The 25030-nt window shown below is 63.6% G+C and carries 25 protein-coding genes; 12 read left to right on the plus strand and 13 right to left on the minus strand.

Going from position 1 to position 25030, the window contains the following annotated elements; translation table 11 throughout:
- From VI26_RS06710 to VI26_RS06720, 3 genes are all read left to right on the plus strand, one after another.
- Positions 1-338, plus strand: a 338-nt coding sequence (locus VI26_RS06710) for an efflux RND transporter periplasmic adaptor subunit (protein ID WP_048408981.1), incomplete at its 5' end; no start/stop codon positions are given.
- A gap of 19 nt (positions 339-357) precedes the next feature.
- Positions 358-3504 carry an efflux RND transporter permease subunit gene (locus tag VI26_RS06715; RefSeq protein WP_048408982.1) on the plus strand — a complete coding sequence of 1049 codons (3147 nt, stop codon included), beginning with the start codon at positions 358-360 and terminating at the stop codon, positions 3502-3504.
- Positions 3497-4897, plus strand: coding sequence for an efflux transporter outer membrane subunit (locus VI26_RS06720; protein ID WP_048408983.1), 1401 nt, complete (start codon positions 3497-3499; stop codon positions 4895-4897). The genes VI26_RS06715 and VI26_RS06720 overlap by 8 nt, the downstream gene beginning before the upstream one ends.
- A 61-nt stretch (positions 4898-4958) precedes the next feature.
- On the opposite strand, the gene VI26_RS06725 is transcribed toward VI26_RS06720, so the two are convergent.
- The 12 genes from VI26_RS06725 to VI26_RS06780 form a co-directional block, all read right to left on the minus strand.
- Positions 4959-5252 carry a tail fiber assembly protein gene (locus tag VI26_RS06725; protein ID WP_048408984.1) on the minus strand — a complete coding sequence of 98 codons (294 nt, stop codon included), beginning with the start codon at positions 5250-5252 and terminating at the stop codon, positions 4959-4961.
- 15 nt (positions 5253-5267) lie between these two features.
- A complete protein-coding gene (locus VI26_RS06730; protein WP_048408985.1) occupies positions 5268-6011 on the minus strand; it encodes a hypothetical protein in 744 nt (247 codons plus the stop codon).
- 254 nt (positions 6012-6265) lie between these two features.
- A complete protein-coding gene (locus VI26_RS06735) occupies positions 6266-6538 on the minus strand; it encodes a hypothetical protein (RefSeq protein WP_197081404.1) in 273 nt (90 codons plus the stop codon).
- A 14-nt stretch (positions 6539-6552) separates the two neighbouring features.
- Positions 6553-7353 carry a hypothetical protein gene (locus VI26_RS06740; protein WP_048408986.1) on the minus strand — a complete coding sequence of 267 codons (801 nt, stop codon included), beginning with the start codon at positions 7351-7353 and terminating at the stop codon, positions 6553-6555.
- Positions 7354-7547: 194 nt separating this feature from the next.
- Positions 7548-8234: a phage tail protein gene (locus tag VI26_RS06745; RefSeq protein WP_048408987.1), complete on the minus strand. Its 687-nt coding sequence runs from the start codon at positions 8232-8234 to the stop codon at positions 7548-7550.
- Positions 8231-8887: a phage tail protein I gene (locus tag VI26_RS23160; protein ID WP_053074283.1), complete on the minus strand. Its 657-nt coding sequence runs from the start codon at positions 8885-8887 to the stop codon at positions 8231-8233. The genes VI26_RS06745 and VI26_RS23160 overlap by 4 nt, the downstream gene beginning before the upstream one ends.
- Positions 8880-10025 carry a baseplate J/gp47 family protein gene (locus VI26_RS06755; RefSeq protein ID WP_048408988.1) on the minus strand — a complete coding sequence of 382 codons (1146 nt, stop codon included), beginning with the start codon at positions 10023-10025 and terminating at the stop codon, positions 8880-8882. Before VI26_RS06755 ends, VI26_RS23160 begins: the two co-directional genes overlap by 8 nt.
- 96 nt (positions 10026-10121) lie before the next feature.
- Positions 10122-10577 carry a hypothetical protein gene (locus VI26_RS06760; protein ID WP_156183780.1) on the minus strand — a complete coding sequence of 152 codons (456 nt, stop codon included), beginning with the start codon at positions 10575-10577 and terminating at the stop codon, positions 10122-10124.
- 163 nt (positions 10578-10740) lie between these two features.
- Positions 10741-12297 (minus strand): phage tail protein, encoded by a 1557-nt coding sequence (locus tag VI26_RS23165; RefSeq protein WP_053074287.1) that lies wholly within the window; start codon positions 12295-12297, stop codon positions 10741-10743.
- A 30-nt stretch (positions 12298-12327) separates the two neighbouring features.
- On the minus strand, positions 12328-12978 hold the full coding sequence (locus VI26_RS06770; RefSeq protein ID WP_048408989.1) for a phage tail protein I: 651 nt from the start codon (positions 12976-12978) through the stop codon (positions 12328-12330).
- Positions 12975-13358, minus strand: coding sequence for a GPW/gp25 family protein (locus VI26_RS06775; protein WP_048408990.1), 384 nt, complete (start codon positions 13356-13358; stop codon positions 12975-12977). The genes VI26_RS06770 and VI26_RS06775 overlap by 4 nt, the downstream gene beginning before the upstream one ends.
- Before the next feature lie 62 nt (positions 13359-13420).
- The gene (locus VI26_RS06780; RefSeq protein WP_048408991.1) at positions 13421-14236 is read right to left on the minus strand and encodes a nucleotidyltransferase domain-containing protein; all 816 of its coding nucleotides are present in this window, start codon (positions 14234-14236) and stop codon (positions 13421-13423) included.
- 203 nt (positions 14237-14439) lie between these two features.
- On the opposite strand from VI26_RS06780, the gene VI26_RS06785 reads away from it, so the two are divergent.
- From VI26_RS06785 to VI26_RS06825, 9 genes are all read left to right on the plus strand, one after another.
- Positions 14440-16422 carry a methyl-accepting chemotaxis protein gene (locus VI26_RS06785; RefSeq protein WP_197081405.1) on the plus strand — a complete coding sequence of 661 codons (1983 nt, stop codon included), beginning with the start codon at positions 14440-14442 and terminating at the stop codon, positions 16420-16422.
- A 228-nt stretch (positions 16423-16650) separates the two neighbouring features.
- A complete protein-coding gene (locus VI26_RS06790; protein WP_048408992.1) occupies positions 16651-17301 on the plus strand; it encodes an MBL fold metallo-hydrolase in 651 nt (216 codons plus the stop codon).
- Positions 17302-17307: 6 nt separating this feature from the next.
- Complete coding sequence (locus VI26_RS06795; protein WP_048408993.1) at positions 17308-17640, plus strand: MGMT family protein; 333 nt, start codon at positions 17308-17310, stop codon at positions 17638-17640.
- A 191-nt stretch (positions 17641-17831) separates the two neighbouring features.
- Positions 17832-18614, plus strand: coding sequence for an outer membrane protein OmpK (locus VI26_RS06800; protein ID WP_048408994.1), 783 nt, complete (start codon positions 17832-17834; stop codon positions 18612-18614).
- Positions 18615-18844: 230 nt separating this feature from the next.
- On the plus strand, positions 18845-20866 hold the full coding sequence (locus tag VI26_RS06805; RefSeq protein WP_048409026.1) for an NADPH-dependent 2,4-dienoyl-CoA reductase: 2022 nt from the start codon (positions 18845-18847) through the stop codon (positions 20864-20866).
- 470 nt (positions 20867-21336) lie between these two features.
- Complete coding sequence (locus VI26_RS06810; RefSeq protein ID WP_197081406.1) at positions 21337-22071, plus strand: GntR family transcriptional regulator; 735 nt, start codon at positions 21337-21339, stop codon at positions 22069-22071.
- Positions 22072-22146: 75 nt separating this feature from the next.
- Positions 22147-23415 (plus strand): MFS transporter, encoded by a 1269-nt coding sequence (locus VI26_RS06815; protein ID WP_048408996.1) that lies wholly within the window; start codon positions 22147-22149, stop codon positions 23413-23415.
- A gap of 40 nt (positions 23416-23455) precedes the next feature.
- Positions 23456-23710, plus strand: a complete 255-nt coding sequence (locus tag VI26_RS06820; protein WP_048408997.1) for a hypothetical protein — start codon at positions 23456-23458, stop codon at positions 23708-23710.
- Positions 23711-23720: 10 nt separating this feature from the next.
- Complete coding sequence (locus VI26_RS06825; RefSeq protein WP_053074292.1) at positions 23721-24575, plus strand: amidohydrolase; 855 nt, start codon at positions 23721-23723, stop codon at positions 24573-24575.
- Here the strand turns inward: VI26_RS06825 and VI26_RS06830 are convergent.
- Complete coding sequence (locus tag VI26_RS06830) at positions 24529-24900, minus strand: cupin domain-containing protein (RefSeq protein ID WP_048408999.1); 372 nt, start codon at positions 24898-24900, stop codon at positions 24529-24531. The two genes, VI26_RS06825 and VI26_RS06830, sit on opposite strands and share 47 nt — an antisense overlap.
- Positions 24901-25030 lie beyond the last annotated feature (130 nt).

Genomic DNA, 25030 nt, shown 5'->3' on the forward strand with positions numbered 1-25030 from the left:
CCTTCGCCAACCCGGACGGCAGCATCCTGCCCGGCCAGTTCGTGCGCGTGATCCTGCAAGGCGCCAAGCGCAGCAACGCCATCGCCGTGCCGCAGCGCGCGGTGCTGACCTCGCAGCAGGGCAAGATGGTATGGGTCGTCGGCGCCGACAACAAGGTGCAGCCGCGCCCCATCACCGTGTCCCAGGATGTGGGCCTGGACGTGCTGGTGGAAAGCGGCCTGAAAGCCGGCGACAAGGTGGTGGTGGACAACATCATCAAACTGCGCCCGGGCGCGGACGTGAAACCGCATCCGTTCAAGGCCGACGCCAGCGCGCCCGCAGCTGCGCCCAAACAATAAGGCAAAGGGGTAACCATTCATGTTTTCCGCCTTTTTCATCAGGCGGCCCATTTTCGCGAGTGTGATCTCCATCGTGATCACACTGGCGGGCCTGGCCGCCCTCAAGGCATTGCCCATCGAGCAATACCCGGAAATCGTGCCGCCGATGATCTCGGTGAGCGCGAGCTATCCGGGCGCGTCCGCCGAGGTGATCGCCAATACCGTCGCTTCGCCGCTGGAACAGGCGATCAACGGCGTGGACGACATGCTTTACGTCCAGTCCACCAGCTCCTCCAGCGGCAAGCTGTCGCTGAGCGTGACCTTCAAGATCGGCACCGACGCCGACCAAGCCACCATCAACGTCAACAACCGCGTGCAGTCGGTGTTGTCGCAGCTGCCGGAAGAAGTGCGCCGGCAGGGCGTGAACGTGACCAAGAAATCCTCGGCCTTCCTGCAGGTGATTTCGCTGTTCTCGCCGGACAAGACCTACGACACCCTGTTCATCAGCAACTACGCGCTGCTGAACGTGGTGGACGAACTGAAGCGGGTGCCGGGCGTGGGCGACGTGATCAACTTCGCCGGCCAGGACTACTCGATGCGCGTGTGGCTGAAACCGGATCGTCTGGCCCAGCTCAAGCTGACGCCCAGCGACGTGGCCGCCGCCATCCGCGAGCAGAACGCGCAGTTCGCCGCCGGCAAGGTGGGCGCGGAACCGGTCAAGGGCAAGCAGGACTTCACCTACACCGTGACCACCCAGGGCCGCCTGTCCGAGCCGGAAGAGTTCGAGAACATCATCCTGCGCTCCAACCCGGACGGCTCCGCCGTGCGCTTGAAGGATGTGGCGCGCGTGGAACTGGGCGCCTTGTCCTATGACTTCACCGGCACGCACAACGGCCGCCCGACCATCCCGATCGGCATCTTCCTGGCGCCGGGCGCCAACCAGCTGGCCACCGCGCAAGCCGTGGAACAGACGATGCAGAAGCTGGCGGTGAGCTTCCCCAAAGGCCTGAACTTCGCGATCCCCTACGACACCACCAAGTTCGTGGAAGTGTCGATCAAGGAAGTGTATTCCACGCTGGGCGAAGCCATGGTGCTGGTATTCCTGGTGGTGTTCCTGTTCCTGCAGAACTGGCGCGCGACCCTGATTCCCTGCCTGGCGGTGCCCGTCTCCATCATCGGCACCTTCGCCGGCATGTACGCCTTCGGCTTCACCATCAACACCCTGACGCTGTTCGGCCTGGTGCTGGCCATCGGCATCGTGGTGGACGACGCCATCGTGGTGCTGGAAAACGTCGAACGCCTGATGACGCAGGAAAAGCTATCGCCGCTGCAAGCCAGCTTCAAGGCGATGGACGAGGTATCCGGCGCGCTGGTCGCCATCGTGCTGGTGCTGTGCTCGGTGTTCATCCCGGTCGCCTTCCTCGGCGGCATCGCCGGCCAGATGTACAAGCAGTTCGCCATCACCATCGCGGTGTCGGTGTCGATTTCCGGCCTGGTGGCCCTGACCCTGACCCCGGCGCTGTGCGCGCTGCTGTTGAAGGAAGGCCATCAGCATCCGGCCCGCTTCTTCGTCTGGTTCAACAACTGGTTCGATCGCCTGACCCAGGGCTATTCCCGCGGCGTGGTGTTCCTGATCAAGCGCAGCGCGGTGGGCATCCTGCTGTTCGCCGGCCTGATCGCCATCTGCGTTGGCCTGTTCCGCATGATCCCGTCCAGCCTGGCGCCGGACGAGGACCAGGGCTACATCATCGCCGCCGCCTTCCTGCCGGATGGCGCGTCGATGCAGCGCACCTCGGCCACCATGACCAAGCTGGACGCGATGACCAGCAAGAACCCGGCGGTCAAGGACGTGATGAGCTTCGCCGGCTTCGACATTCTGACAGGCGGCAACAAGACCAATGCCGGCGTGTCCTTCATCACCCTGAAGCCGTGGGATGAGCGCAAGGCGCCCAATCTGTCGTCACAGGCGGTGGTGGGCGATACCTTCGCCAAGGGCATGATGGGCATCACCGACGGCATCGTGCTGGCCTTCAACCCGCCGCCGATCTCCGGCATGTCCAATACCGGCGGTTTCGAGGCCTATGTGCAAAGCCGCGGTGGCGCGAGCTCGGTGGAACTGGGCGAAGTCACCAAGAAACTGGTGGCCGCCGCCGCCAAGCGTCCGGAACTGAAGGGGGTGCAAACCACCTTCTCCGCCAGCGTGCCGCAGATCTACGTCAAGCTGGACCGCGCCAAGGCCAAGTCCCTGGGCGTGCCGGTCAACACCGTGTTCGACACCATGCAGAGCACCTTCGGCGCGCTCTACGTCAACGACTTCAACAAGTTCGGCCGCACCTTCCGCGTGCAGCTGCAATCGGAGGCGGATTTCCGCACCCGGGTTGAAGACCTGCGCAACATCTATGTGCGTTCGCAGGACGGCAATATGATCCCGCTGACGGCGCTGGTGACCATCAAGCACACCACCGGCCCGGAAAGCCTGGAGCGCTTCAACATCTTCCCGGCGGCCAAGCTGGTGGGCGGCCCCGCCCCAGGCTTCAGTTCCGGCGAGGCGCTGAACGTGCTGGAAGCCGTGGCCAAGGAAACCTTGCCGGACGGCTATACGCTGGCGTGGACCGGTTCCGCCTTCCAGGAGAAATCCACCAGCGGCTCTTCCGCCGTGGTGTTCGGCTTCGGCATGATCATGGTGTTCCTGATCCTGGCGGCGCAGTACGAGCGCTGGAGCCTGCCCATCAGCGTGCTGATGGCGGTGCCTTTCGCCATGTTCGGCGCGCTGATGGCCAACTGGCTGCGCGGTCTCGCCAACGACGTCTACTTCCAGGTGGCCTTGGTCACCCTGATCGGCTTGTCGGCCAAGAACGCGATCCTGATCGTGGAGTTCGCCGTCCAGCAAATGGAAGAAGAAGGACTGAGCGTGGTCGAAGCCGCCATCGCCGCCGCCAAGCTGCGTTTCCGTCCTATCGTGATGACTTCGCTGGCCTTCGTGCTGGGTTGTATGCCGCTGGCGATCTCCAGCGGCGCCGGCTCCGCCAGCCGCCACTCGATCGGCACCGGCGTGGTGGGCGGCATGTTGGCCGCCACCTTCATCGCCACCTTCTTCATCCCGATGTTCTTCATGCTCATCATGAAGTTCAGCAAACCGAAACAGCCTCAGCCTACGGCCGAGGCAGGAGACAAGGCCGATGCTTAAACGCGCCCTGATTCCCTCATTGGTGGCGCTGGCGCTGACCGCTTGCGCGGTCGGCCCCGACTACAGCCGCCCCAAGCTGGAGCTGCCGGACAGCGCCCAGGCCCAGAACCCGGCCATCGCCATGGACTGGTGGAAGCAGTTCAACGATCCGGTGCTGGATCAGTTGATCGCCGAAGCGCTGGAACACAACCAGGACCTGGCCGCCGCCGCCGCCCGCGTCGACGAGGCCGCGGCCCAGGCCGGCATCGCCCGGGCCCAGCTGCTGCCGGCGCTGAACGCCAATGCCGGCTACCAGCGCGGCCGCACTTCGGCCACCACAACTACGCCGGGCGCGCCGCTGGTCAGCGACGTACGCAATGCCAACCTCACCGCGTCCTGGGAACTGGACCTGTGGGGCAAGCTGCGCCGCGGTAACGAGGCGGCGCGTGCCGACTTCGCCGCCAGCCGCTTCGCCCGCGACAGCTCCAAACTGGCGATCGCCGCGCAAACCGCGCAGACCTATTTCCAGCTGCGCGCCTACGACGCTCAGCTGGACATCGCCAAGCGCACGCTGCAAAGCCGCGAGGAATCGCTGAAACTGCAGACCAAGCGCTTCAAGGGCGGCCTGATCTCGGAACTGGACCAGCAGCAGGCCGAGGCCGAAGCGGCTTCCGCCCGCGCCAAGGTGCCGCAGATCGCCAGCGCGCTGGAACAGACCGAAAGCGCGCTGGGCGTGCTGCTCGGCCACTCGCCCAAGCAGCTGGTGGCCGGCGGCATCCAGCGCGGCCAAAGCCTGGACGCGCTGTCGGCCCCGCCGGAAGTGCCGGCCGGTCTGTCCTCCAGCCTGCTGGAGCGGCGGCCGGACATCGCCGCCAGCGAGCAGCAGCTGATTGCGGCCAATGCCCGCATCGGCGTGGCGCGCGCGGCCTACTTCCCCAGCATCAGCCTGAGCGGGGCGCTAGGCTCGCAAAGCCTGTCGCTGGACACCCTGTTCACCGGCCCGACGCGGACCTGGAGCTTTGTCGGCAATCTGGCGGCGCCGGTGTTCAACTTCGGCCAGACCGGCTACGCCGTCGACGCGGCCAACGCGCGGCAGAAGCAAGCCTTGGCGCAGTACCAGAAGACGGTGCAGAGCGCGTTCAAGGACGCGCTGGACGCCTTGTCCGGCTACGGCGCGGCGCGCGACATCCAGGCGGCGCAGACCACGCAGTTCCAGGCCTTGAACAAGTCGCTGCGCCTGGCGAACCTGCGCTACGACAACGGTTACGCCAGCTATCTGGACGTGCTGGACGCGCAGCGCAACAGCTTCCAGGCCGAGTTGGGCCTGGTCAGCGCGCGGCTGGACCATCTGAACGCGGTGGTGGGCCTGTACAAGGCGTTGGGCGGCGGCTGGGAAACGCCGGCCAAGTCCTGATCCGCAACGTGCAAAGACAAACCCCGCCTTGGCGGGGTTTTTTATGGTCTGCTAGTCAAGCTTAAGCCGGGCAAGCCGGCCAGATCACGTGATCGATATCGGCTACGGATTCGGGCATGTCGCGCAGTTGCTTGCGATAGGCCTGCCAGGCCGAACGTTGCTCGGCGCTGTAAGGCGCATCCGGCAACTGGGTTTTGTCGGACGCCACCAGCCGGCGGTCGCGCTCAATACGCAACAATTCCAGCTTGGCTGCGCGGATCAAACGGCTCGCTGTAGCCTCATCAATACCCAGTTCTGCCAATTGGTCGGCGGGTACATTAATCATGCCGTTAGGCAGTTTGGCAATCATCAGCATAGGAGTCTCCAAGAGTTAAGCAGTCGGTGCGTCGACAAAGGCGTTCAGGGTCTGCGGCGGCGCGATGCGGCTGGCCAATGCAATAGGGCTGGCCACCCAGCGGGTGTTGACATGCTCATAACGCGCCAATTCCCTCTCCTCCCCTTTCCCATCATGAAAACCAAAGTTCAAGGGCAAATTAGAAATGACTCGATAATTCAAACCGCCGCCACGCAGATAAGCTCCACTCAACACCATATTGCACTCAGCCAACGTTCCCTCCGGAAGGCTGTTGTACGCCGGCTTATTCACATCTATCCGATTTTGCTTGCAATACATCGCATGGGCGACATGCGACACCGTCGGGTTATAGGTTTCGCTGAAGCGCTTGATTTCGAGAAACTTGGCATCCCCACCCCAAGCCACGTCGCTGCCCTCCATTTCCAGCAGCAAGCCCGCCTGATGCACACTACTGGCATTCAACGGCCGCTCCGTCTCGGCGCCATTCCACGCATAATGACGAACGATGGATACCTGATGGACTCCGACATCCCCCGCGGACTGGAAACGCCACCACACCGGATAGAAGAAATCCTTGCTGCCGCCGATGGTGAAATCGATGACGATGCGGCGTTCCGGCGTATTCTCCTTGCGCCAATCCTCCATTTTCTGAATATTGACATCCACGCGCCGATCGATATCGGCAATCTTGCCGTTTACCGTGCCGGTCAAGGCGTTCGACGCCTGTACCAGTTCCGCGATATTACTTTCCAAGCTCATCATGCTCTCCAATAGTTCATCACAGAGTGGATTGAATTAAATTCAACCATGTGTTCGTTCACCGCCCTTCCGGCGTGAACAGCTTCAGCGCTGACATGGAGACATTGTGTCACTTACGGAAAGCCACGGCTTTTAAGCCGCTTTAGCAAAAAAGGCGAAAACCGCGCTCCATGATGCGGAAGCGCGGTTCATTCAGATTTAGCCAAGCCATTTGCTCGGCTCGAGCATGCCATGCTCGGCACGCCGGCTTAATATCACGGCTTGATTTTTTCCAACTCAGCACTCGTAGCAGATTTTTGATTGCTCCAGACCCGGCAGGCATCGATGAAGACACTCATCTTCTTGCGTTCATCTTCCGAGCCGGTCCGCAGCACATTCAACTGCACATGCACAGGGTAATAACGATGGATATAAGCGGCGCAAGCATCACGCGCCCATACCACCGCAGGCCGCTCCAGTCCTTTATCCGTCACGATCAAGCCAATATCATCCTGCACATCGGAATAAAATTTCATTTCAGTACTCATATCAACTCCCTGATTTAACGATTGCTGTTATTGATATTGGCAAATACGCCGCCGAGGCCACTGATCGTGCTATTACCAATCACATCAATAACAGGATCAAAAATATTGTATAGTTGCGGCAAGCGAAGCCCTGGATTCCATAAACCAGGAATAATTTGCGGCAACGCCAGATACAACTGATCACCTACCTGAGCATTGGACAAACCAATATCAACATGGGTATAAGCCCCAGCGTGAGCTGATAGAAAATGATGAGTAGTCTGATTCCAAACTCCTTTTTTACTGTTATCCATCCAGTTCCAGTCTCCTTGACCAATCACCTTGTGATACAGCGCCACACTGGTAAAAGCGCCCATCTTGACGTGTTGATAGGGAACAAAAAAAACATAGGGACCGAAGCCCTCACTGACCTTCTTCACCGTCAAGTGCAGGATATTGAAATTGGCAGAAAAGTGCCGATCATCGCTCTTCATATACTGCAATAACTCGCGAACGATGGGCGGGCGGGATGCCGGCTCTTCTCCCGGCGTCACAGGAATCAATGCCGCATCGAACTTGCCCCAAAAATCCCCACCAGCATGTACACCCAAAGCTAGCGGCAGTTTCTTATCACCTTCGCCCCCCACTGCCGTCATCCGGGCATTGAAATTCACGGCGATGGCCGGATGCTCATTCCAATGACTGGTTCTCCAATTATTCAACTCGGTGATTTTCTGACCGACTTTCTGATCGATTTCACCAATCTTTCCATGAACGGCATCGGTCAAACCATTGGCCGATTTCACCAACTCGGCGATATTGCTCTCCAAACTCATCACACTCTCCTAAAAGTTCTACCGCGATACATGGCCTTGACGACCATCCAAGACAACGCGTCCCCAGGCCTCAGCCTGGAAACGGAAACACATAGCAATGGGGAAGTGCCGGAAGCGGCGCGGGAAAAACAGGGATCACTACGGGGATGGCCATATCGGCCAGGGGGAATGGGGCTGCGACGCAGCCCCGGCGCTCATGCGCCCAGGCGTTGCTTGACGAACAAATGCTGCATATTGACGATGGCCGCCGCATTGGCAGTAGCCAGCTCCAGGCCGGAGCGTTTATCGGCGGCATGTTCCTGTTCCAGCGCCTGGCTGCGGTTTTGCAAGGCGGTCACTTGCGGCTCCAGCGCCTGCAAACGCCCGTCCTGCGCGCGGATGCGCTCGTCGCGCCCCAGGCCGCGGTTGGCTTCGCCGATCTGGGCCGCCGCCAGTTCCGCCAGTTCGCTGGCCAGGCTCAGATTGAGGCCGGCGCCGCTGGACTGGATGGTGACGCTGTCCGGCGGCAGCGCGTTCAAGGCCAGGTCATAGGCCAGCAGCAATTGCACATCCGCCGCCTTGTAGGCCAGCGCCGCCTTCGGGTCGGACCAGACCGCCAGCAAGGTACCGTCCGCCAGGATGAAGCCGATCTCGCGCACCCAGAACGCCTTGGCGTCGTCGGCGATGGCGGTCAGATGGATCTGGGTATTGCCCAGCCGTTCGCCGCCGGCGATGGGATAGCGCGCCTGTTCGCTGCGCAAGGCGGTCTGGCCCTGTGCCGGTGCGTAAGCGCCGTCGCCCAAGGCGATGTGGGTGATCTGCGCGGACACGCCGTCATTGCTGGCGCGCCAGATTGCGGCCAGACCGGCGGCGGTGATAAGAGGTGCTAAAGGGGTGCTCACAACGATGCCTCCATGGTGACGTGGACCACGCTATAGATTTGCGCGGCGGATGAAAGGGCCAACGGCTGCTGCGGCTCCAGCCGCATCGGCGCCGCTTCTGCGCTGCGGCGGATCAGCGCGCGCGCCTGAGCGGCCGAGGCCAGGCCCAGACGGCCGTTGAAACGCGCGCCCAGCTTGAAGCGGTAAGTGCTGCGCGCCGGCTTGGCCAGCTCCACCATGCGCCGCAGCCGGCGGTAGAGATCGGGATTGAGCAAGGCCTGGCCGGGCAGCAGATTGTCATTGGCCCAGGCGGTCAATTCGAAGGTGTAGGGCGCGGCCGGCGGCCGGCGCTGCCACCATTCCTCCAGTTCCACCGTCACGCCGAGGATGCGGAACACTTCGCGCAGCGCCCAGGGCGTACCCTTGTGGCGGTGCAGCTCTATGCTCTGCTTGATCAGGTCGCGGCGTTGTTGCTCGGTCTGGGTCAGCAACCAGCCCTCGTCGCCGTCGATGTGGAACTGTTCGGCCAGCAGCGGCAGCAAGTCCGGCTTGACCGTATCCACCAGATAGACCAGCAGACCGCCGGGATCGATGTCGCCCAGCCGTTCGCTGAGCTTGGCCAGCGGGCCGAAACGCGCGTCGCGCGCCAGCAGATTGGGCGTGATGTCAGCCATCCTGGCCTCCGGTCATTTCCAGCTGGATGCCGGTGCAGTGCGACCAGCCCTGCGGCGGCACCACCCGGGTGGCGGCCGGCTCCAGCAAAACCACTTGGTAGACGCCGGGCACCGACAGCGTGGCGATCAGCTGCGACGGCACGATATCGCGGCCCAGCCGCTCCGCCTGCACCTGCACGAAAGCGCCGACGGCGGCCTGCGCCTGCTGCTGCACCGTCTTGGGGTCGACGTCGCGATACGGCGTCAGCCGCGCGCGCACCTGGTAGCCGTAATCCTCCGGCGCCAGCACCTCCACCAGATCGGTCAGCGGCCGCACCCGGTCGGCGCTGCAAGCGGCGGCCACCACGCTGAGCAGGCTGTCCGGCGGCATGCCGGTCTTGGTCAGCGGATACAGGCGCACCACGCCGGGCGGCACCTGGTTGGCGCTTTGCAATTCGCCGTTCTGCTGTTGCAGGCTGGCGCTGATCACCGCCACGTCGGCGATGTCCTGATGCGCGCGCAGCGCGTGGTGGCGATAGGAGGCGGCGCTGCCGGCCACGCTGAACGACTCCGGCGCCAACCGGATGCGCGCGCGCAGGCGCTCGTCGTCCTCGGCGTCGGCGCCGCCGGCGCTGGTGTCGATATTGACCACGCTGGCGTCCACCTCCAGCTCATCCACCAGGGTGTTGATCTGGCCCGGCACGAAGCCGTTGCCGGCGGCGCCCGCTTCCACCGCGCTGACCGGCACCTCGATGCTGCTGCTGCCGGCCGGCGCGATCTGACTGGCCAAGGACTGGAACTGCACGCCGCCGCCGGCCACCAGGGTCTGCGCCGGAATCAGCTGCGCCAGCGTCAAGGGCTGGGTGAAGGCGATGCGCACCGTGCAGCGCGCGTGCTGGGCCGGCAGCCGGCTGACGCCGACCAGCTCGCCCAGGTAATCCAGCATCGGCGCGCGGGCGAAGGCCACCAGGTTCTGGCGGCCGGCGTCGTTGAAGGCGGCGCGGGCCACGCTTTCGCGGTAGGCGATCAGGTCGATCAGCAAGCGTTCCACCTGACCGGGATAAAGCGTCTTGCCACTCATTTTCTGATAGGCGTCGATCAGCTCGGCGGTGACGGTATGCGGATCGTCATCAATGAACTTGGGCAAATCTGGGGTCATGAAAACACGTCCTTGAATGGAGCGCCGCGGCCGGCACGGAAGGTCGAAGCGGGGGTGGATGGCGGCATGATCCGCCATCAAGCCACCGCCTGGCTTTTAAAGCCGTTTGGAAAAGAACTTGAACAAATTGCCGGCGCGGCCAGCTTCGGCCTCCGGCGCGGCGGCGGCGAAATCGCCGGCGGCCAGTTGCTGCAGCCGGGACAGCGCCTCGTCGGCCGCCACACGCGCCGCCGCCTCGTCCGCGGCCTGGCGCACGGCTTCCTTGCCCTTCAGGCGCGCGTCGCGGATGGTGTACAACGCCTGCTCGCAGGCCGCAGCCTTGGCCAGGATGCTGTCCGCCGCCCGCTGGCCGTCCCAGCCCTTGGCCTCGGCCCAGGAGCGCACCGCCGGCGGCGCCTCGCCCTTGTAGCCGGCGTCCTTGAACGCCTGCGCCTCGGCGGCGGCGCGTTGGTATTCGGCCAGGCGCAGCTCGCTGCCCAAAGCCTCATTGCGCGCGACATCAGTGGCGATATCGATATCTCGCAGTAGTTGTTCTTGTAACTCCCCTAGCACAAACTGCGGCTCCGGTTGATTACCTTGCTGCAACCAGAGTTCATATTCATCCCACCAGCGGTGCCCTTTAGGGATATACGCCCCATCGACAACTCGAATCACTCCATCCGGCTGCTTGGTTAAACGATACATGGCATTCACCTTCACTCCCCCTATAGATTCATTAAATCTCAGCATCCGCCACCCAGTGACATGCAACCCAAGTAATACTTGAGCCAGTAGGGGGAATCATATTTACAAACTTGGTAGAACTGCTCTTAGCTGCGGGAATCACGCCATTTCCATTACTCGTAGCCATTCTATCAACCGCACCCAAACCGTCATAAATCACAATAGCCGGCTCAATCCGTTTCTCTACCATAAACGGAATGGTCATATTAATTTGCTTATCACCAGAAGTGCCGACATTCAAATGAAACATCTTGCTGAAGATAGCCGGTGCGAAAGCGGAATCGGCTCCATAGTTTTTAGCGGGGAAGTCATTTAGCGGATAGCTTTTCTCAAAATACCGCTGACACAAAGTCAGTTCTTCGCCAAAGCTGCGATACTCAAACGGCGTCGCCACTGGGCTCTCCTCCAACTGCACCTGAGCAATATCGAAAGTGCCGGTTTGCGCGCCGGTAATCGCATTCAAGGCTGGGTAGGCATCGCTGTACGACACCCCAAGAAAAACAGCCAGAGAAGCCTCGTTCCCCGGTTCGCGCCCCTGTAGGCTGGGCGAGGAGAAAGAGAAGACAAAGCGTTGCCAGCGGCTGGTCAGCTCCACTGGAACCGCCTCCAGCGCTCTGATCTTGTCGGATGCGGCTGGCGGTCGTTTCAGCCACTGTTCAACATAGGCCACCATCTTGCGCGGCTGATCCGCCTTGGCCCAGAAGCTCAGCGTCATCCGCTTGCCGGTGAAACGCCGCAGGTTTTCCACCGGCTGGCATACCTGGCAGTACTCGTTGACCTTGCTGGCCGGCGGCTTGCTCAGCGTCAGACGCATGAAGCTCGTCGTCGCCCCCAAGGTTTCGGTCTCGGCGATACTGGCCGCCATTCGCGACAAAGTCGCGCCGCCAAGCGGGCCGCCACCCAAATCCAGAAACCAACGGTCCACCGAGCCATAACCGCCCACAGTCTGACTGGCGCCGCGCTGCCAGACGTCAAAACCGCCGTTGATCAGCACATTGCGACGATAAGCTTGCGTCGGAAAGCCTTGTAGAGGATGGAAGTCGCGCGGCTTGGCATCCCGCTTCGCCAACTCCTCGGCGATGCGCTGCTCCACTGCGGAGCGCGTGGCCAGCACCACGCTGGGATCCACCAGCAGCGTTACCGCCGCGGTATTGGACACCTCCAGAATCATGCGCACATAGAGCTGCTTATTGGCGCCGGCCGCCAGCAGCGGCTTGTAGCTCTCCGGAAATTTGCCGATGGCGATCAGATCGCCGCGGCTATCGAACAAGCCCACCTCGCGGATGTAAAAGCCGCCCACCGTATCCGGCAGCACCGCTTCCGCCACCACCCAGTTGGGATTATTCGGGTCCACCGCCAAGTGGTTGAGCGCGCCGCGCCAGGTTTCATGCTTGAGCGCGGTCTGGCTCTCGCTGGGCGTGTAATACCCGCCGTTGTCGCCGTCGCCCACCGCCATCTGACTGATCTGCAGCGGCGCGCCGTTGGCTTGCGCCGCCGCCAGCTTGGCCTTGCCGCTGGCGGTGAGAAGCGTGAAAAACTCATTGGCCATCGATTGCTCCTGGGAAGGGTTCTAGGGATCTCATGCTGCGGGATAAAGCGTGACCATCTCGACGCTGGCGTGCGCCAGCGCCGCGTTCAAGCTGGCGCGCTGTTGCAACGATTCGAGCTGGAACGGGTAGACCGTGGCCAATTCGCCGCCCTGGGTGGCCAGCGCCAGCACCGGCACGGCGCTGCGGTTGCTCAATACCAGCGCCAGCAGCTCCAGCACCGAACGGGCGTTCTTGTATTCGTTGATCATCGCCTCCAGCGCCGTCAGCGTGGCGGCGGCTATGCCGCGCGCGGCCAGGTCGATGTGGATCTTGAAGTGATAGGGCTTGCCGGCGTATTCGAACCATTCGCTGATCTGGCCGGACAAGGCCAGCGTGGCCAACACCTGCTGCAAGGACCAGCGCGTGCCCTTGCTGCGATGCAGATGGATGGACTGCTTGATCAGCTCGCGTTGCTGGCGCGCGCCCTGGCTCAGGCGCCAGCCCTCGTCGCCGGCGACATGGAACTGCTCCGCCAGCGCCGGCAGCCAGCCGGCGTCCACCTGGTCCACCAGATAAACCAGCAGCGTGCTCAGATCGGCGTCGCCCAGCCGGGTAGTGAGCTGTGCCAGATGGCCGAAGCGCGGGTCATTGGCCAGGATATTGGGCGCTACCCCGCCCGCCTTCGCCACGGCGCCGCTCATAGCTGCAGCTCGGTTTCGCGGATCACGCCATCGGCCAGCCGCCACTGCACGGTGAGCCTGGCATCGCCGTTGCCGCCCACGCTGTAGAGCACCCGCGCCACGGTCACCCGCGGCTCGCCGTATAGCGGATGGCTGATCGCCTCCACCGCCTCGCGCACCACGTGCGGCCGGGCGCGGTCCACCGGGTAGTCCAGGTAACGGAACAAATCGCTGCCAAACTCAGGCCGCAGCGGATCGCTGCCCTTGGGCGTGCCCAGGATGATGCGCATGGCCTGATGGATGTCGTCGAGGTTCTCGACGATGTCAGCGGGGGATGCCTGATCGCGGGCCTGCAAGGCCGGCTGCCAGTGCAAGGAGGAGATGTCGGATATTCGGGTCATAGCGACATGATGCCGCAAGGCCCGACGCGGGGCTTTTAAAGCCGGTTAGGGAAACAATTGAATCAAAAGGGAAATTCGCCGACAGCCAGGCGCGCCTGTTCCAGCAAGGCGTCCGCCCGCGTCCAGTCGCTGTGGCGGCGTGGTCGCGCCGCCGCTTCGTAGGCCTGCATCGCGTTATCGATGTAATCCTGCAGGCCGGGCGTGGCCGGGCCGTACTCCGGCGCGCCGCCGGCGGCCTTCAAGGCCAGCAGGCCGGCCAGCTCCGCGCGCAGACCAGCGTCGCCCAGAGTCTGAGCTGCCAGTTCCTCCAGCGCCAACGGCGGCGGGCGGCGCCGCGCCTTCACCCATTGCGCCGCCAACAAGGGCCGCAGCACGTACAGGTATTTTTTCAGCCGCAGTTGTTGCTCCAGCTTGCGGCCGCGGTAATTCTTGCGCGCCACCGCCAGATAATGCCAGTAGGCCGCCTCACCGGCGAAATGAGCCGCCGTCAGGCCACGCAATAGCTCGCAGGCCGCCGCATGCTGGCGGTAGACCTGCGGCGAGGCCAGCCATTCCAGCAGCGCGGCGTTGCCGCCCAGGGTCAGCCGCAAGGCCTTGCGCAGTTCCCAGCCACTGATGTCCAGGCCGTCGGCCAGCGGCAGCTCGATCACATCGCGCTGGCCGCCGGACTCGTACCATGGCGCCGGGTGCAGATAGACGAAACGCACATCGTAATCGCTGTCCGGCGCCGCATAACCCCAGCTGCGGCTGCCGCCTTCGGCCGCGTAAAGAATGCGCACGCCGTGCTCCGCCTCCACGCGCGCCAGCCGCGCCAGGACCATCCGCCGCGCCGCGTCCGCCTTGCCGTCCGCCTCCTGCGGACGGGTCTGCTCTTGCATCGACATCTCCTTGTCCTCGAGGACGCCTCCCATCGTTTGCAAAATTTCCCTTTACCCTTTTTAAGCTATTTAATACAAATGGCGGATGTCATCGGAGATCAGCGCCGCCGGCGGGCCAGAACCATAATAATCGGCCCGGCAGCCGGCGTCCGCTCCCGATGGCGCCACCGGGGAAGAACATACATGAAGCGATGGGGAAAACCATGATCACCACCATCAAGGGCAAGATTCTGGCCGGTTCCGGCCTGTTGATCCTGATCGGTTTTTGCGTGCTGGCCGGCGTCAATATCTATGCCGGTTATCAGAACGCCGAGCAAGCGGTGCTGGACAATGCCAAGTTGCTGGCGGAAAGCGAGGCCGGCCAGGTGCAGCGGCTGCTGGGCAAGACCTACGATTCGGCCCAGGTGGTGGCGGAATCCGCGGTGGCGGTGAAGAACAATCTGCCGCCCAACGCCCGCGCCTTGCTGTCCGACATCGTCAAGGGCCAGTTGCCCAATAATCCGGACGCGGTCGGCTATTGGGCGATCTGGGAGCCCAATGCGCTGGACGGCCGCGACGCGGAGCTGGCCGGCAAGGAGCACAACGACAAGACCGGCCGCAGCGGGGTGTATTGGTATCGCAAGAGCGGCAAGGTCGACGTGGTGTGGGGCGCCGAGGGCGTCGACGACAGCGCCTACTACACCGAGCCGCGCAAGACCGGCAAGCCGATGCTGACCGAACCCTATGTCGATCCCGACATCAAGATCCTGATGGGCACCATTTCCTTTCCGCTGCTGGTCAACGGCAAGGCGCTGGGCGTGGCCGGCTGCGATATCGCGCTGGGCCATCTGCAGGAGCTGGCCGCCAAGGTCCAGCCCTACCAGCGCGGCTTCATGAGCTTGTATTCCAATAGCGGCATGCAATTGGCCGGTCGTGACCCGGCGCTGAACGGCAAGGCCGACGCCACTCTGCCGGCGACGGCCAAGGCGGCGATCAAGAACGGCCAGCCAGCGGAATACGATAGCGACGACGGCTTCCGTCACTTCATCATGCCCGTCACCGTGGGCGAGGCCGGCATGCCATGGGCGGTGCGCATTTCCATTCCGCTGAGCGAGGCGTTCGCGCCGGTACGCGCCGCCAGTTGGCAATCGGCCTTGATCAGCCTGGGCATCCTGGCCTTGATCCTGCTGCTGCTGGGCGCCACGCTCAGCCGCCTGCTGCGTCCGCTGGGCCGCCTGCAGTCGGCGATGAGCGAGCTGGCCTCGGGCAGCGGCGATCTGACCCGGGCGCTGCCCATCTCAAGCCGCGACGAGATCGGCCTGGCCGCCGGCGCCTTCAACACCTTCACCGGCTCGCTGCGCGCGATGATGCTGGACGTGCGCCGCCACGCCGGCGACGTGCTGGGTTCGGTGCGCCAGCTGTCCGGCGACGTGGATCAGATCCGCGGCAGTTCGGCGCGCCAGTCCGAGGCCGCCAACGCCACCGCCGCCAGCGTGGAACAGTTGTCGGTCAGCGTCAGTCATATCGCGGAATCGGCGCGGGTGGCGGAACAGCGCGCGCGCGAGGCGGACACGCTGTCCAACCAGGCCTCGGCCAATGTCGACGCCACCGTGCGCGAGATCGGCCGCATTTCGCAGACGGTGCGCGAACTGGCCGAGGTGCTGGGCGGCATGCAGCAGCGCTCTACCCAGATCAGCGGCATCGTATCGGTGATCCGCGACATCGCCGACCAGACCAATCTCTTGGCGCTGAACGCGGCGATAGAAGCGGCGCGCGCCGGCGAGATGGGCCGCGGCTTCGCGGTGGTGGCGGACGAAGTGCGCAAGCTGGCCGAACGCACCGCCCAGGCCACGCTGGAAATCTCCGGCGTGATCCAGACCATGCAGCAGGACACCAGCAAGGCGGCCGACAGCATGGACGGCGCTTTGCGCCAGGTGGACCAGGGCGTGAAGCTGGCCGAGGACTCCGCGCAGTCCATCCAGCAGATCAGCGGCCATGCGCAGCAGGTGGTGGAATCGGTGGGCGATATCGCCGCTTCCACCTCGGAGCAATCCAGCGCCAGCCAGGAAATCGCCCGCCACATCGAAAACATCCACGGCATGCTGTTGCAAACCGACGAATCCATCAGCCAGGCGCAGCAGGCCACCACCTTGCTGGCGCGCCTGGGCGAGGAGCTGGATACGCTGATCGGCAAGTTCAAGCTGTAAGAGCCTGTTCAAAGTCTCGCGAGCAAGAGTGAGACAAGGCGAAAACCGCTAAGAAAGCGGAATGTACTCGTGGTACATGAGCATTTCGAAGCGGGTTTCAATGCCCTTGTCTAACTATTCCGCCGACGCGCAGCAGATCGTAAACAGCTTCTAAGCTCCGGGCCGGCCTCTCCTCATCGGCGCCGACTCATGCCACAATCCGGCCATCCCCATTGAATCGAGCGCGCCATGTCCCTGCATTTCCACGTGATCCCGGTCACGCCGTTTGCCCAGAACTGTTCCATCCTGTGGTGCGACGCCACCCGCCGCGCCGCGGTGGTGGACGCCGGCGGCGACATCGAACGCATCGCCGATTGGGTGTCCCGCCAGAACCTGACGGTGGAAAAACTGCTGCTGACCCACGGCCATATCGACCACGCCGGCGGCGCCGCGCGGCTGGCGGAGCAACTGGGCGTCAAGATTGAAGGCCCGCAGCGCGCGGAAAGCTTCTGGCTGGACCAGCTGCCGCAACAAGGCCATATGTTCGGCTTTCCGCGCAGCGAGGCGCTGACGCCGGATCGTTGGCTGGAGGAAGGCGACAGCGTCAGCGTGGGCGAGGAAACGCTGAACGTGATTCACTGCCCCGGCCATACCCCGGGCCATGTGGTGTTCCACAGCGCCGGCGCGCGGCTGCTGATCGCCGGCGACGTGCTGTTCCAGGGCTCGATCGGCCGCACCGATTTCCCCATGGGCAATCACCAGCAGCTGATAGACGCGATCCAGCAAAAGCTGTTCCTGCTGCCGGACAACACCACGGTGGTGCCGGGCCACGGCCCCTTGACCACCATAGGCGAGGAAAAACGTAGCAATCCCTACGTCGCCAACCCGCGCTATCGCTGAGCCGCGATGCCGCCCGAATTCGAACGCAAGGTGATCGCGCTATTGCTGGCGCTGCCGCCCGGCCGGGTCACCACCTACGGCGCCTTGGCGGAACAGGCCGGCTATCCGCGCCATTCCCGCCACGTCGGCCGCCTGCTCAGCCATTTGCCGGACGGCGTCAGCGTGCCCTGGTTCCGGGTGCTGGGCGCTGGCGGCCGCATCTCGCGCCCGGGCAGCGAGCAGGCCGACTGGCAGCGTCTGCTGCTGGAAGAAGACGGCGTGGAATTGAGCGCGGCCGGCAAGGTGGATTTGCGGCGTTATGGCTGGCCGGACGCGCATTTTTGTAGCAAAAAGTTGTAGTTCCGCAACATTTAATGTTTCACACCAAATATCTACAGCTCAAAATACATCGCATTTACATAAAATGACAAAAATGCGACAGGCCGATTGTAAATACTTTGCAAACGAATATTTCTGAGCTAGTCTGCGCCCGCGCCGACAGGTCTGTCCGCGCGCACTACACGCTACACGCACAATAATCTGGTGAAACAATGAAAACTCGCAATCTGCTGTTGGCCCTGGCTCTGGTGGGCGGCTGTACCGTGGCGCAAGCCGGTGATTACTCCTTCGGCAATGTCAGCTTCAACCAGCTGAACTGGTCGCCGAGCACCCTGGATCGCACGCAAGCCGGCCCGTTCGGCGCCAAGCGCAACTTCCAGTACCTGGAAGCCGAAGGCGGCATCGGCCGTTCCTGGGGCGATGTTTACGGCTTCTTCGACCTGGAGAACTGGAACCGCAACGACAAGGACATCCCGGCGGGCGATCGTCGTTACACCACCAAAGTAGTTGCGCGTTTCAACCTGGCGGAAGTGGGCGGCGTGCCGGTCAAGCTGTACACCCACGTTTACGACACCCGCGGCCACAACTTCTTTGACCAGAACCGCGTGCTGGGCCTGGGCACCGACCTGAGCTTCGGCAAAGTGTGGTTCAAGCCCTTCCTGGGCGTGCATCAGGAACTGAAATACGGCGTCGGCGCCAATATGAACGGCTATATGGCCGGTTATGTCGCCGGTTTCGACTTCACCGCCTTCGGTCAGCCGTTCTCGGTGACCCAGTGGCACGAAACCGAATTCGACCGCGCCAAGGAATACACCACCCTGGCCAGCCCGACCGGCACGACTCAACGCCGTACCGGCCAGAACGGCGCCATCGGCCTGTGGTGGACCCCGATCAAGTCCATGACCGCTGGTCTGCAATACCGCTACGCCGTCAACAAGCTGGGCGTGGCCGGCAACGAGAACGCCGTCATCTACTCGCTGAAATACAACTTCTAAGCCCCACGGGCCTGGAAACCAAAGCCACCCTTCGCGGTGGCTTTTTTCATATCCGTCATCGTCAGCGGCTGGCTGGATCGCAAGGCCGATTGACACCTTACTTACCAGTAAGTATCTTCAACGCCAACACAGGCAAACCAAGTCAATCAAACACTTGCCCGCCGCGCTGGCGCCGCATGCGCGCCGCGACCACAATGAGCTACGCGAGAAACCAACACGAGGACGAAAACATGACGGCATACCCGCACCTGCTGGCCCCGCTGGACCTGGGCTTCACCACGCTGAAGAACCGCGTGCTGATGGGCTCGATGCACACCGGCCTGGAAGAAGCGCCGCAAGGCTTCGAGAAAATGGCGGCCTTTTACGCGGAGCGCGCCCGCGGCGGCGTGGGTCTGATCGTCACCGGCGGCGTGGGCCCCAACCCGGAAGGCTGTGTCGCCGAAGGCGCTTCCATGCTGGCCGACGAGGCCGAGGTGCCGCACCACAAGCTGGTCACCGACGCGGTGCATGCCGCCGGCGGCAAGATCGCGCTGCAAATCCTGCACTCCGGCCGCTACAGCTTCCAGGAAAAATGCGTGTCCGCCTCGCCGCTGATCGCGCCGATCAACTTCTACAAACCGCGTGAGCTGTCCGATGCCGATGTCTGGCAAACCATCGCCGACTTCGCCCGCTGCGCGCGGCTGGCACAGCAGGCCGGCTACGACGGCGTGGAAGTGATGGGCTCGGAAGGCTATCTGATCAATCAATTCATCGCCCGCGCCACCAATAAGCGCGACGACGATTGGGGCGGCAGCTTCGAAAACCGCATCCGCTTCGCCATCGAAACCGTGAAAGCGGTGCGCGCCGCGGTGGGCAGTGACTTCATCATCATTTACCGGCTGTCCATGCTGGACCTGGTGCAGGACGGCAGCTCCTGGGACGAGGTGGCGCATCTGGCCGGCGAGATCGAAAAAGCCGGCGCCACGCTGATCAACACCGGCATAGGCTGGCACGAGGCGCGGGTGCCCACCATCGCCACCATGGTGCCGCGCGGCGGCTTCGCCTGGGTCACCAAGAAGCTGATGGGCAAGGTGAAGATTCCGCTGATCACCACCAACCGCATCAACACTCCGGAAGTGGCCGAGGAGATTCTGGCCGACGGCTGCGCCGACATGGTGTCGATGGCGCGCCCCTTCCTGGCCGATCCGGACTTCGTCAACAAGGCCGCCGCCGGCCGCGGCGACGAGATCAACACCTGTATCGGCTGCAACCAAGCCTGTCTGGACCACATCTTCCAGGGCAAGCTGACCAGCTGCCTGGTCAACCCGCGCGCCTGCCGCGAAACCGAACTGAACTACGGCCAAGCCGCCCAGGCCAAGAAGCTGGCCATCGTCGGCGCCGGCCCGGCCGGCCTGGCCTGCGCCACGGTGGCGGCGGAACGCGGCCATCAGGTGACGCTGTTCGACGCCGCGGCGGAAATCGGCGGCCAGTTCAATGTGGCCAAGCGCATCCCCGGCAAGGAAGAGTTCTACGAAACCCTGCGCTATTTCAAGCGCAAGCTGGAACTGAGCGGGGTGGAACTGAAGCTGAACACCCGCGTGGCGGCGGCGGACCTGGCCGGCTTCGACGAAGTGGTGCTGGCCACCGGCATCGCGCCGCGCACCCCGCAGATTCCCGGCGTCGATCATCCCAAGGTGCTCAACTACCTGGACGTGCTCAAGCACGGCAAACCGGTGGGCAAGCGCGTCGCCATCATCGGCGCCGGCGGCATCGGCTTCGACACCGCGGAATTCCTGACCCACGAAGGCAAGTCCAGCTCGCTGGACACCGCCGCCTTCATGCGCGAATGGGGCGTGGACATGACGGTGGAGCATCCGGGCGGCCTCAGTCCGCAAGGCCCGCGGCCGCATCCCAGCCCGCGCGAGGTTTACCTGCTGCAGCGCAAGACCAGCAAAGTGGGCGAAGGCCTGGGCAAGACCACCGGCTGGATCCATCGCGCCAGCCTGCAGATGAAACAGGTGCGCATGCTGTCCGGCGTCAGCTACGACAAGATAGACGACGCCGGCCTGCACATCACGGTGAAGGGCGAAACCCAACTGCTGCCGGTGGACAATGTGATCATCTGCGCCGGCCAGGACCCGCTGCGCGAGCTGCAAGCACCGTTGCAGGCCGCCGGCAAACCGGTGCATCTGATCGGCGGCGCCGACGTGGCGGCGGAGCTGGACGCCAAGCGGGCGATAGATCAAGGCTCGCGTCTCGCCGCAGCCCTCTAAGAACCTGTTCATAGTCTGCTGTGCTTCGGCGATACGGCGTTGAAAACGACTGCGAAATGCTCATGTACCGTGTGTACATTCCGCTTTCTCAGCCGTTTTCGCCTTGTCTCGCTCTTGCTCGCGAGATTTTGAACAGCTTCTAAAAACCTGCCACCCGCTCACGATCCTGCTTCCCCGGCCAGCCATGCCATAAATACATGGCTGGCCCACGGCCGGGAACGCGCCGCGCCACGCGTTCAGGCCGATCTCCAGAGCCACGTCCTCTACCAGCCGCCTTTCCCGGTGCGGCGCTTCCTCCGCCTCTCCATCTCCATGCCCGCCCGACGGCCTCGCAAGCCAAGGCGTTGCTTCCATGCCAAAAACACAGTCCTTTAGGACAGATTTACCCTGATAAAACGTTTTAGCTCTTGTTCATTGCACACTTATTTGTCATCGTTGCGCCCATTGCTTTAATTCATATATATGACCATATGACTGACATGCGTCAGGCGGATCTGCGTCTGCCCCTGTACCAGCAAGTCCGCGACGCGCTGGCGCGCGACATCGCCAACCGAGTCTGGAAACCCGGCGAGGCGATTCCCACCGAGGCCGAGCTGGTCGGGCGCTTCCACACCTCCATCGGCACCATCCGCAAGGCGGTGGACCAATTGGTGGCCGACGAGATGGTGGAACGCCGCCAGGGCAAGGGCACCTTCATCAAGCCGGCCAATTTCCAGTCCTCGCTGCTGCGCTTTTTCCGCTTCCACGACGCCGATGGCAAATACCGCATCCCCGAAGCCAGGATTCTGCACCGCGAACAGCTGACGCCGCCGCCGGCCATCGCCGACAGCCTGCAGTTGCCGTCCGGCGGCCAGGCCATCCACCTGACCCGGCTGCGCTACCTGGACCGCGAACCGCTGCTGGCGGAATCGATCTGGCTGCCGGCGACGCGCTTCCAGGCGCTGCTGGCCATTCCGCTGCCCAGCTTCGGCGACCTGCTCTATCCGCTGTACGAGGATTGCTGTCACCAAGTGGTGGCCTCGGCGCGTGAATCGTTGACCGCCGAAGCCATCGCCGCGCCGTACGCCGAACTGCTGCAACTGACGCCCGGCACCCCGGCCATCGTGCTGGAACGCCTGGCCAAGGCCTATGACGGCAGCCCGCTGGAATGGCGCAGCGTGCGCGGCCGCGCCGACAAATTCCGTTACCAGGCGGACATCCGCTGATTCCACGCCGCGCGCGCCATGGCAGTGGCGAGCGCCGCGCATCGACAACAAGCAAAAACCATAAAGGGCAGCACCATGTTGCATTGGTATAAGCAGGTATCGCAGGGCGAGCGCAAGACCTTCTGGGGCTGTTTCGGCGGCTGGGCGCTGGACGCGCTGGACGTGCAGATGTTCAGCCTGGCGATCCCTGCGCTGATCGCCGCCTTCAGCCTGAGCAAGGCCGAGGCCGGCCTGATAGGCAGCGTCACCCTGGTTGCCTCGGCGCTGGGCGGCTGGATCATGGGCGCGGTATCGGACCGCATCGGCCGGGTGCTGGCGCTGCAGATCACCATCATCTGGTTCTCGCTGTTCACCCTGCTGTCCGGTTTCGCCCAGAGCTATGAGCAATTGCTGGTGCTCAAGGCCTTGCAGGGCTTCGGCTTCGGCGGCGAATGGGCGGCCGGCGCGGTGCTGATGGCGGAAATCATCCGGCCGGAACACCGCGGCAAGGCGATGGCCTCGGTGCAAAGCGCCTGGGCGGTGGGCTGGGGCGCGTCGGTGCTGCTGTATTCGGCGATCTTCCTGCTGTTTCCGGCGGAAATCGCCTGGCGCGTGATGTTCGCCATCGGCATCCTGCCGGCCTTCTTCATCATCTATATCCGCCGCCACATCCCCGAGCCGCCGCGCCGCGAGCGCCAGGCGGCGCCCGCGGTGCCGCTGCTGGACATCTTCAAGCCCAGCGTGCTGCGCATGACCTTGATCGGCTCCCTGATCGGCGTCGGCGCGCACGGCGGCTACGCCGCGCTGATGACCTGGCTGCCGATGTTCCTCAAGACCGAGCGCCACCTGTCCATCCTCGGCACCAGCGGCTACCTGGCGGTGATCATCGTCGCCTTCTGGTGCGGCTGCATGGCCAGCGCCTATCTGCTCGACCGCATCGGCCGCCGCCTCAACCTGCTGTTGTTCTCGATCTGCTGCGTGGCCACGGTGCTGATCTATGTGTTCGCACCGCTGAGCAATCAACTGATGCTGGTCCTGGGCTTCCCGCTGGGCTTTTTCTCCGCCGGCATTCCGTCCAGCCTGGGCGCGCTGTTCAATGAACTCTACCCCAGCGGCATGCGCGGCGCGGGCGTGGGCTTCTGCTACAACTTCGGTCGCATCCTGTCCGCCGGCTTCCCGCTGCTGGTCGGCTATCTGAGCGACGGCTGGACACTGGGCGCCTCCATCGGCGTCAGCGCGGCGCTGGCCTACTCCATCGTGGCGCTGGCGGTGTTCTGCCTGCCGGAAACCAAGGGCAAGCCGCTGCAAGACGAGCCCGTCGATTCGCGCGAGCCGCGCGCCCGCGACGCCCAAGCGTCGGCCTGAGCCGAGCGTCGCGCACTTTCACCGTCATTGTGAGTCATCTATGCCACTAAACGACATCGCCAACCGCATCAGCGACGAAGAGTTCGCGCTGGACACCATAGAAGGCGAACGGGTCATCATCACCTCGCCCATCATCCTGGGCACGCAGGGCAGCGAATGGGAAGGCTCGCCGATTTTCCGGCGCGACTATCTGCTGGCCCTGCTCACCCACAGCATCAAGCACCAGGTGCTGGACGCCGCCGACATCGACGCGGCGCTGGATCGCGGCGCGACCGCCTGTCAGGCCTGCGGCTGATGCCAGGCCGATGATAGACGGGCACGCCCACATCTTCCTGCGCCGGCTGGTCGGCACCGCCCCGCTGCGCTACAAGCCCTACCGCGACGCCACGCTGCCGGCCTATCTGTCGCAACTGGACCAATTCGGCATTCGCGGCGGCGTGCTGGTGCAGCCCAGCTTCCTGGGCTGTGACAACGGTTATCTGCTGCAAGGCCTGCGCCGCGGCGCCGGCCGCCTGCGCGGCATCGCGGTGATCGCGCCGGACTGTCCGCTGGCGACGATGCGCGACATGGACGCCGCCGGCGTGGTCGGCCTGCGGCTGAATCTGTTCGGCCGACCGTTGCCGGACCTGAGGTCGCGCGCGTGGCGCCGCTGCCTGGCGCGCGCCGCCAGGCTGGGCTGGCAGGTGGAAGTGCACCGTCCGGCGCAGGATTGGCCCTTGCTGCTGCCGCCGCTGCTGGACGCCGGAGTCAAGGTGGTCATCGACCACTTCGGCCGCCCCCACCCAGCGCTGGGCGTCGACGACCCCGGCTTCCGCTACTTGCTGGACGCCGGCGCCGCCAGCGGCCGCATCTGGGTCAAGATCTCCGCCGCCTACCGCAACGGCCTGGCCGGCCGCGGCGAGGACATCGCCCGCGCCGCGCTGCCGCTGCTCGACGGCGCGCTGGGCCCGGAGCGCATGCTGTGGGGCAGCGATTGGCCGCACACCCAATTCGGCTCCATCCGCTACGCTCGCACGCTGGAACTATTGGAGCAGTGGCTGCCGGACGCCGGGCGCCGCCGGCAAATCACCCACGACACCCCGGCCGAACTGTTCCGTTTCGACGCGCCGGCCGCTACAGAAAATGGCGGTCGTCCGCCAAATGGCTGGCCGGACAGCTGAACATCAACACCAGCGGCGCGGCGCCGGTATTGCTGAGCTGGTGCTGGGTGTTGGCCGGCACCACGAAGGAACACTGCTCCGCCACCGCGTGCTTGCGCGCCGCGCCGGTGGCCACATCCACCAGTCTCATCTCACCGCTGCCGCTGACGATGTGGTAGTGCTCGTCGCCATGACAATGGTAATGGCCGTTGATCGCCACGCCGGGCGCGATTTCGGTCAAATAAGTGCTAAAACCGGCGTCGCCGGCCAATTTAACAATCTTGATGCCGACACTGCCGTCGTATATGCCTTGGTCCAGCTCCGATTTCCAATCAATTACGTTCATTACATTCCTAAATTAAACAGTACTATCGAGCGAAAAAATTCGCGCGCCAAATAAACAAAAAGATGCGAAGCCTATAGCCTATCGGCTAAGTCGCCAATCCCTCGCCCATTTTGCCGGCTCCATCCTTTAG

The sequence above is a fragment of the Chromobacterium sp. LK1 genome, assembly GCF_001043555.1.
GTDB classification, from domain to species: domain Bacteria; phylum Pseudomonadota; class Gammaproteobacteria; order Burkholderiales; family Chromobacteriaceae; genus Chromobacterium; species Chromobacterium aquaticum.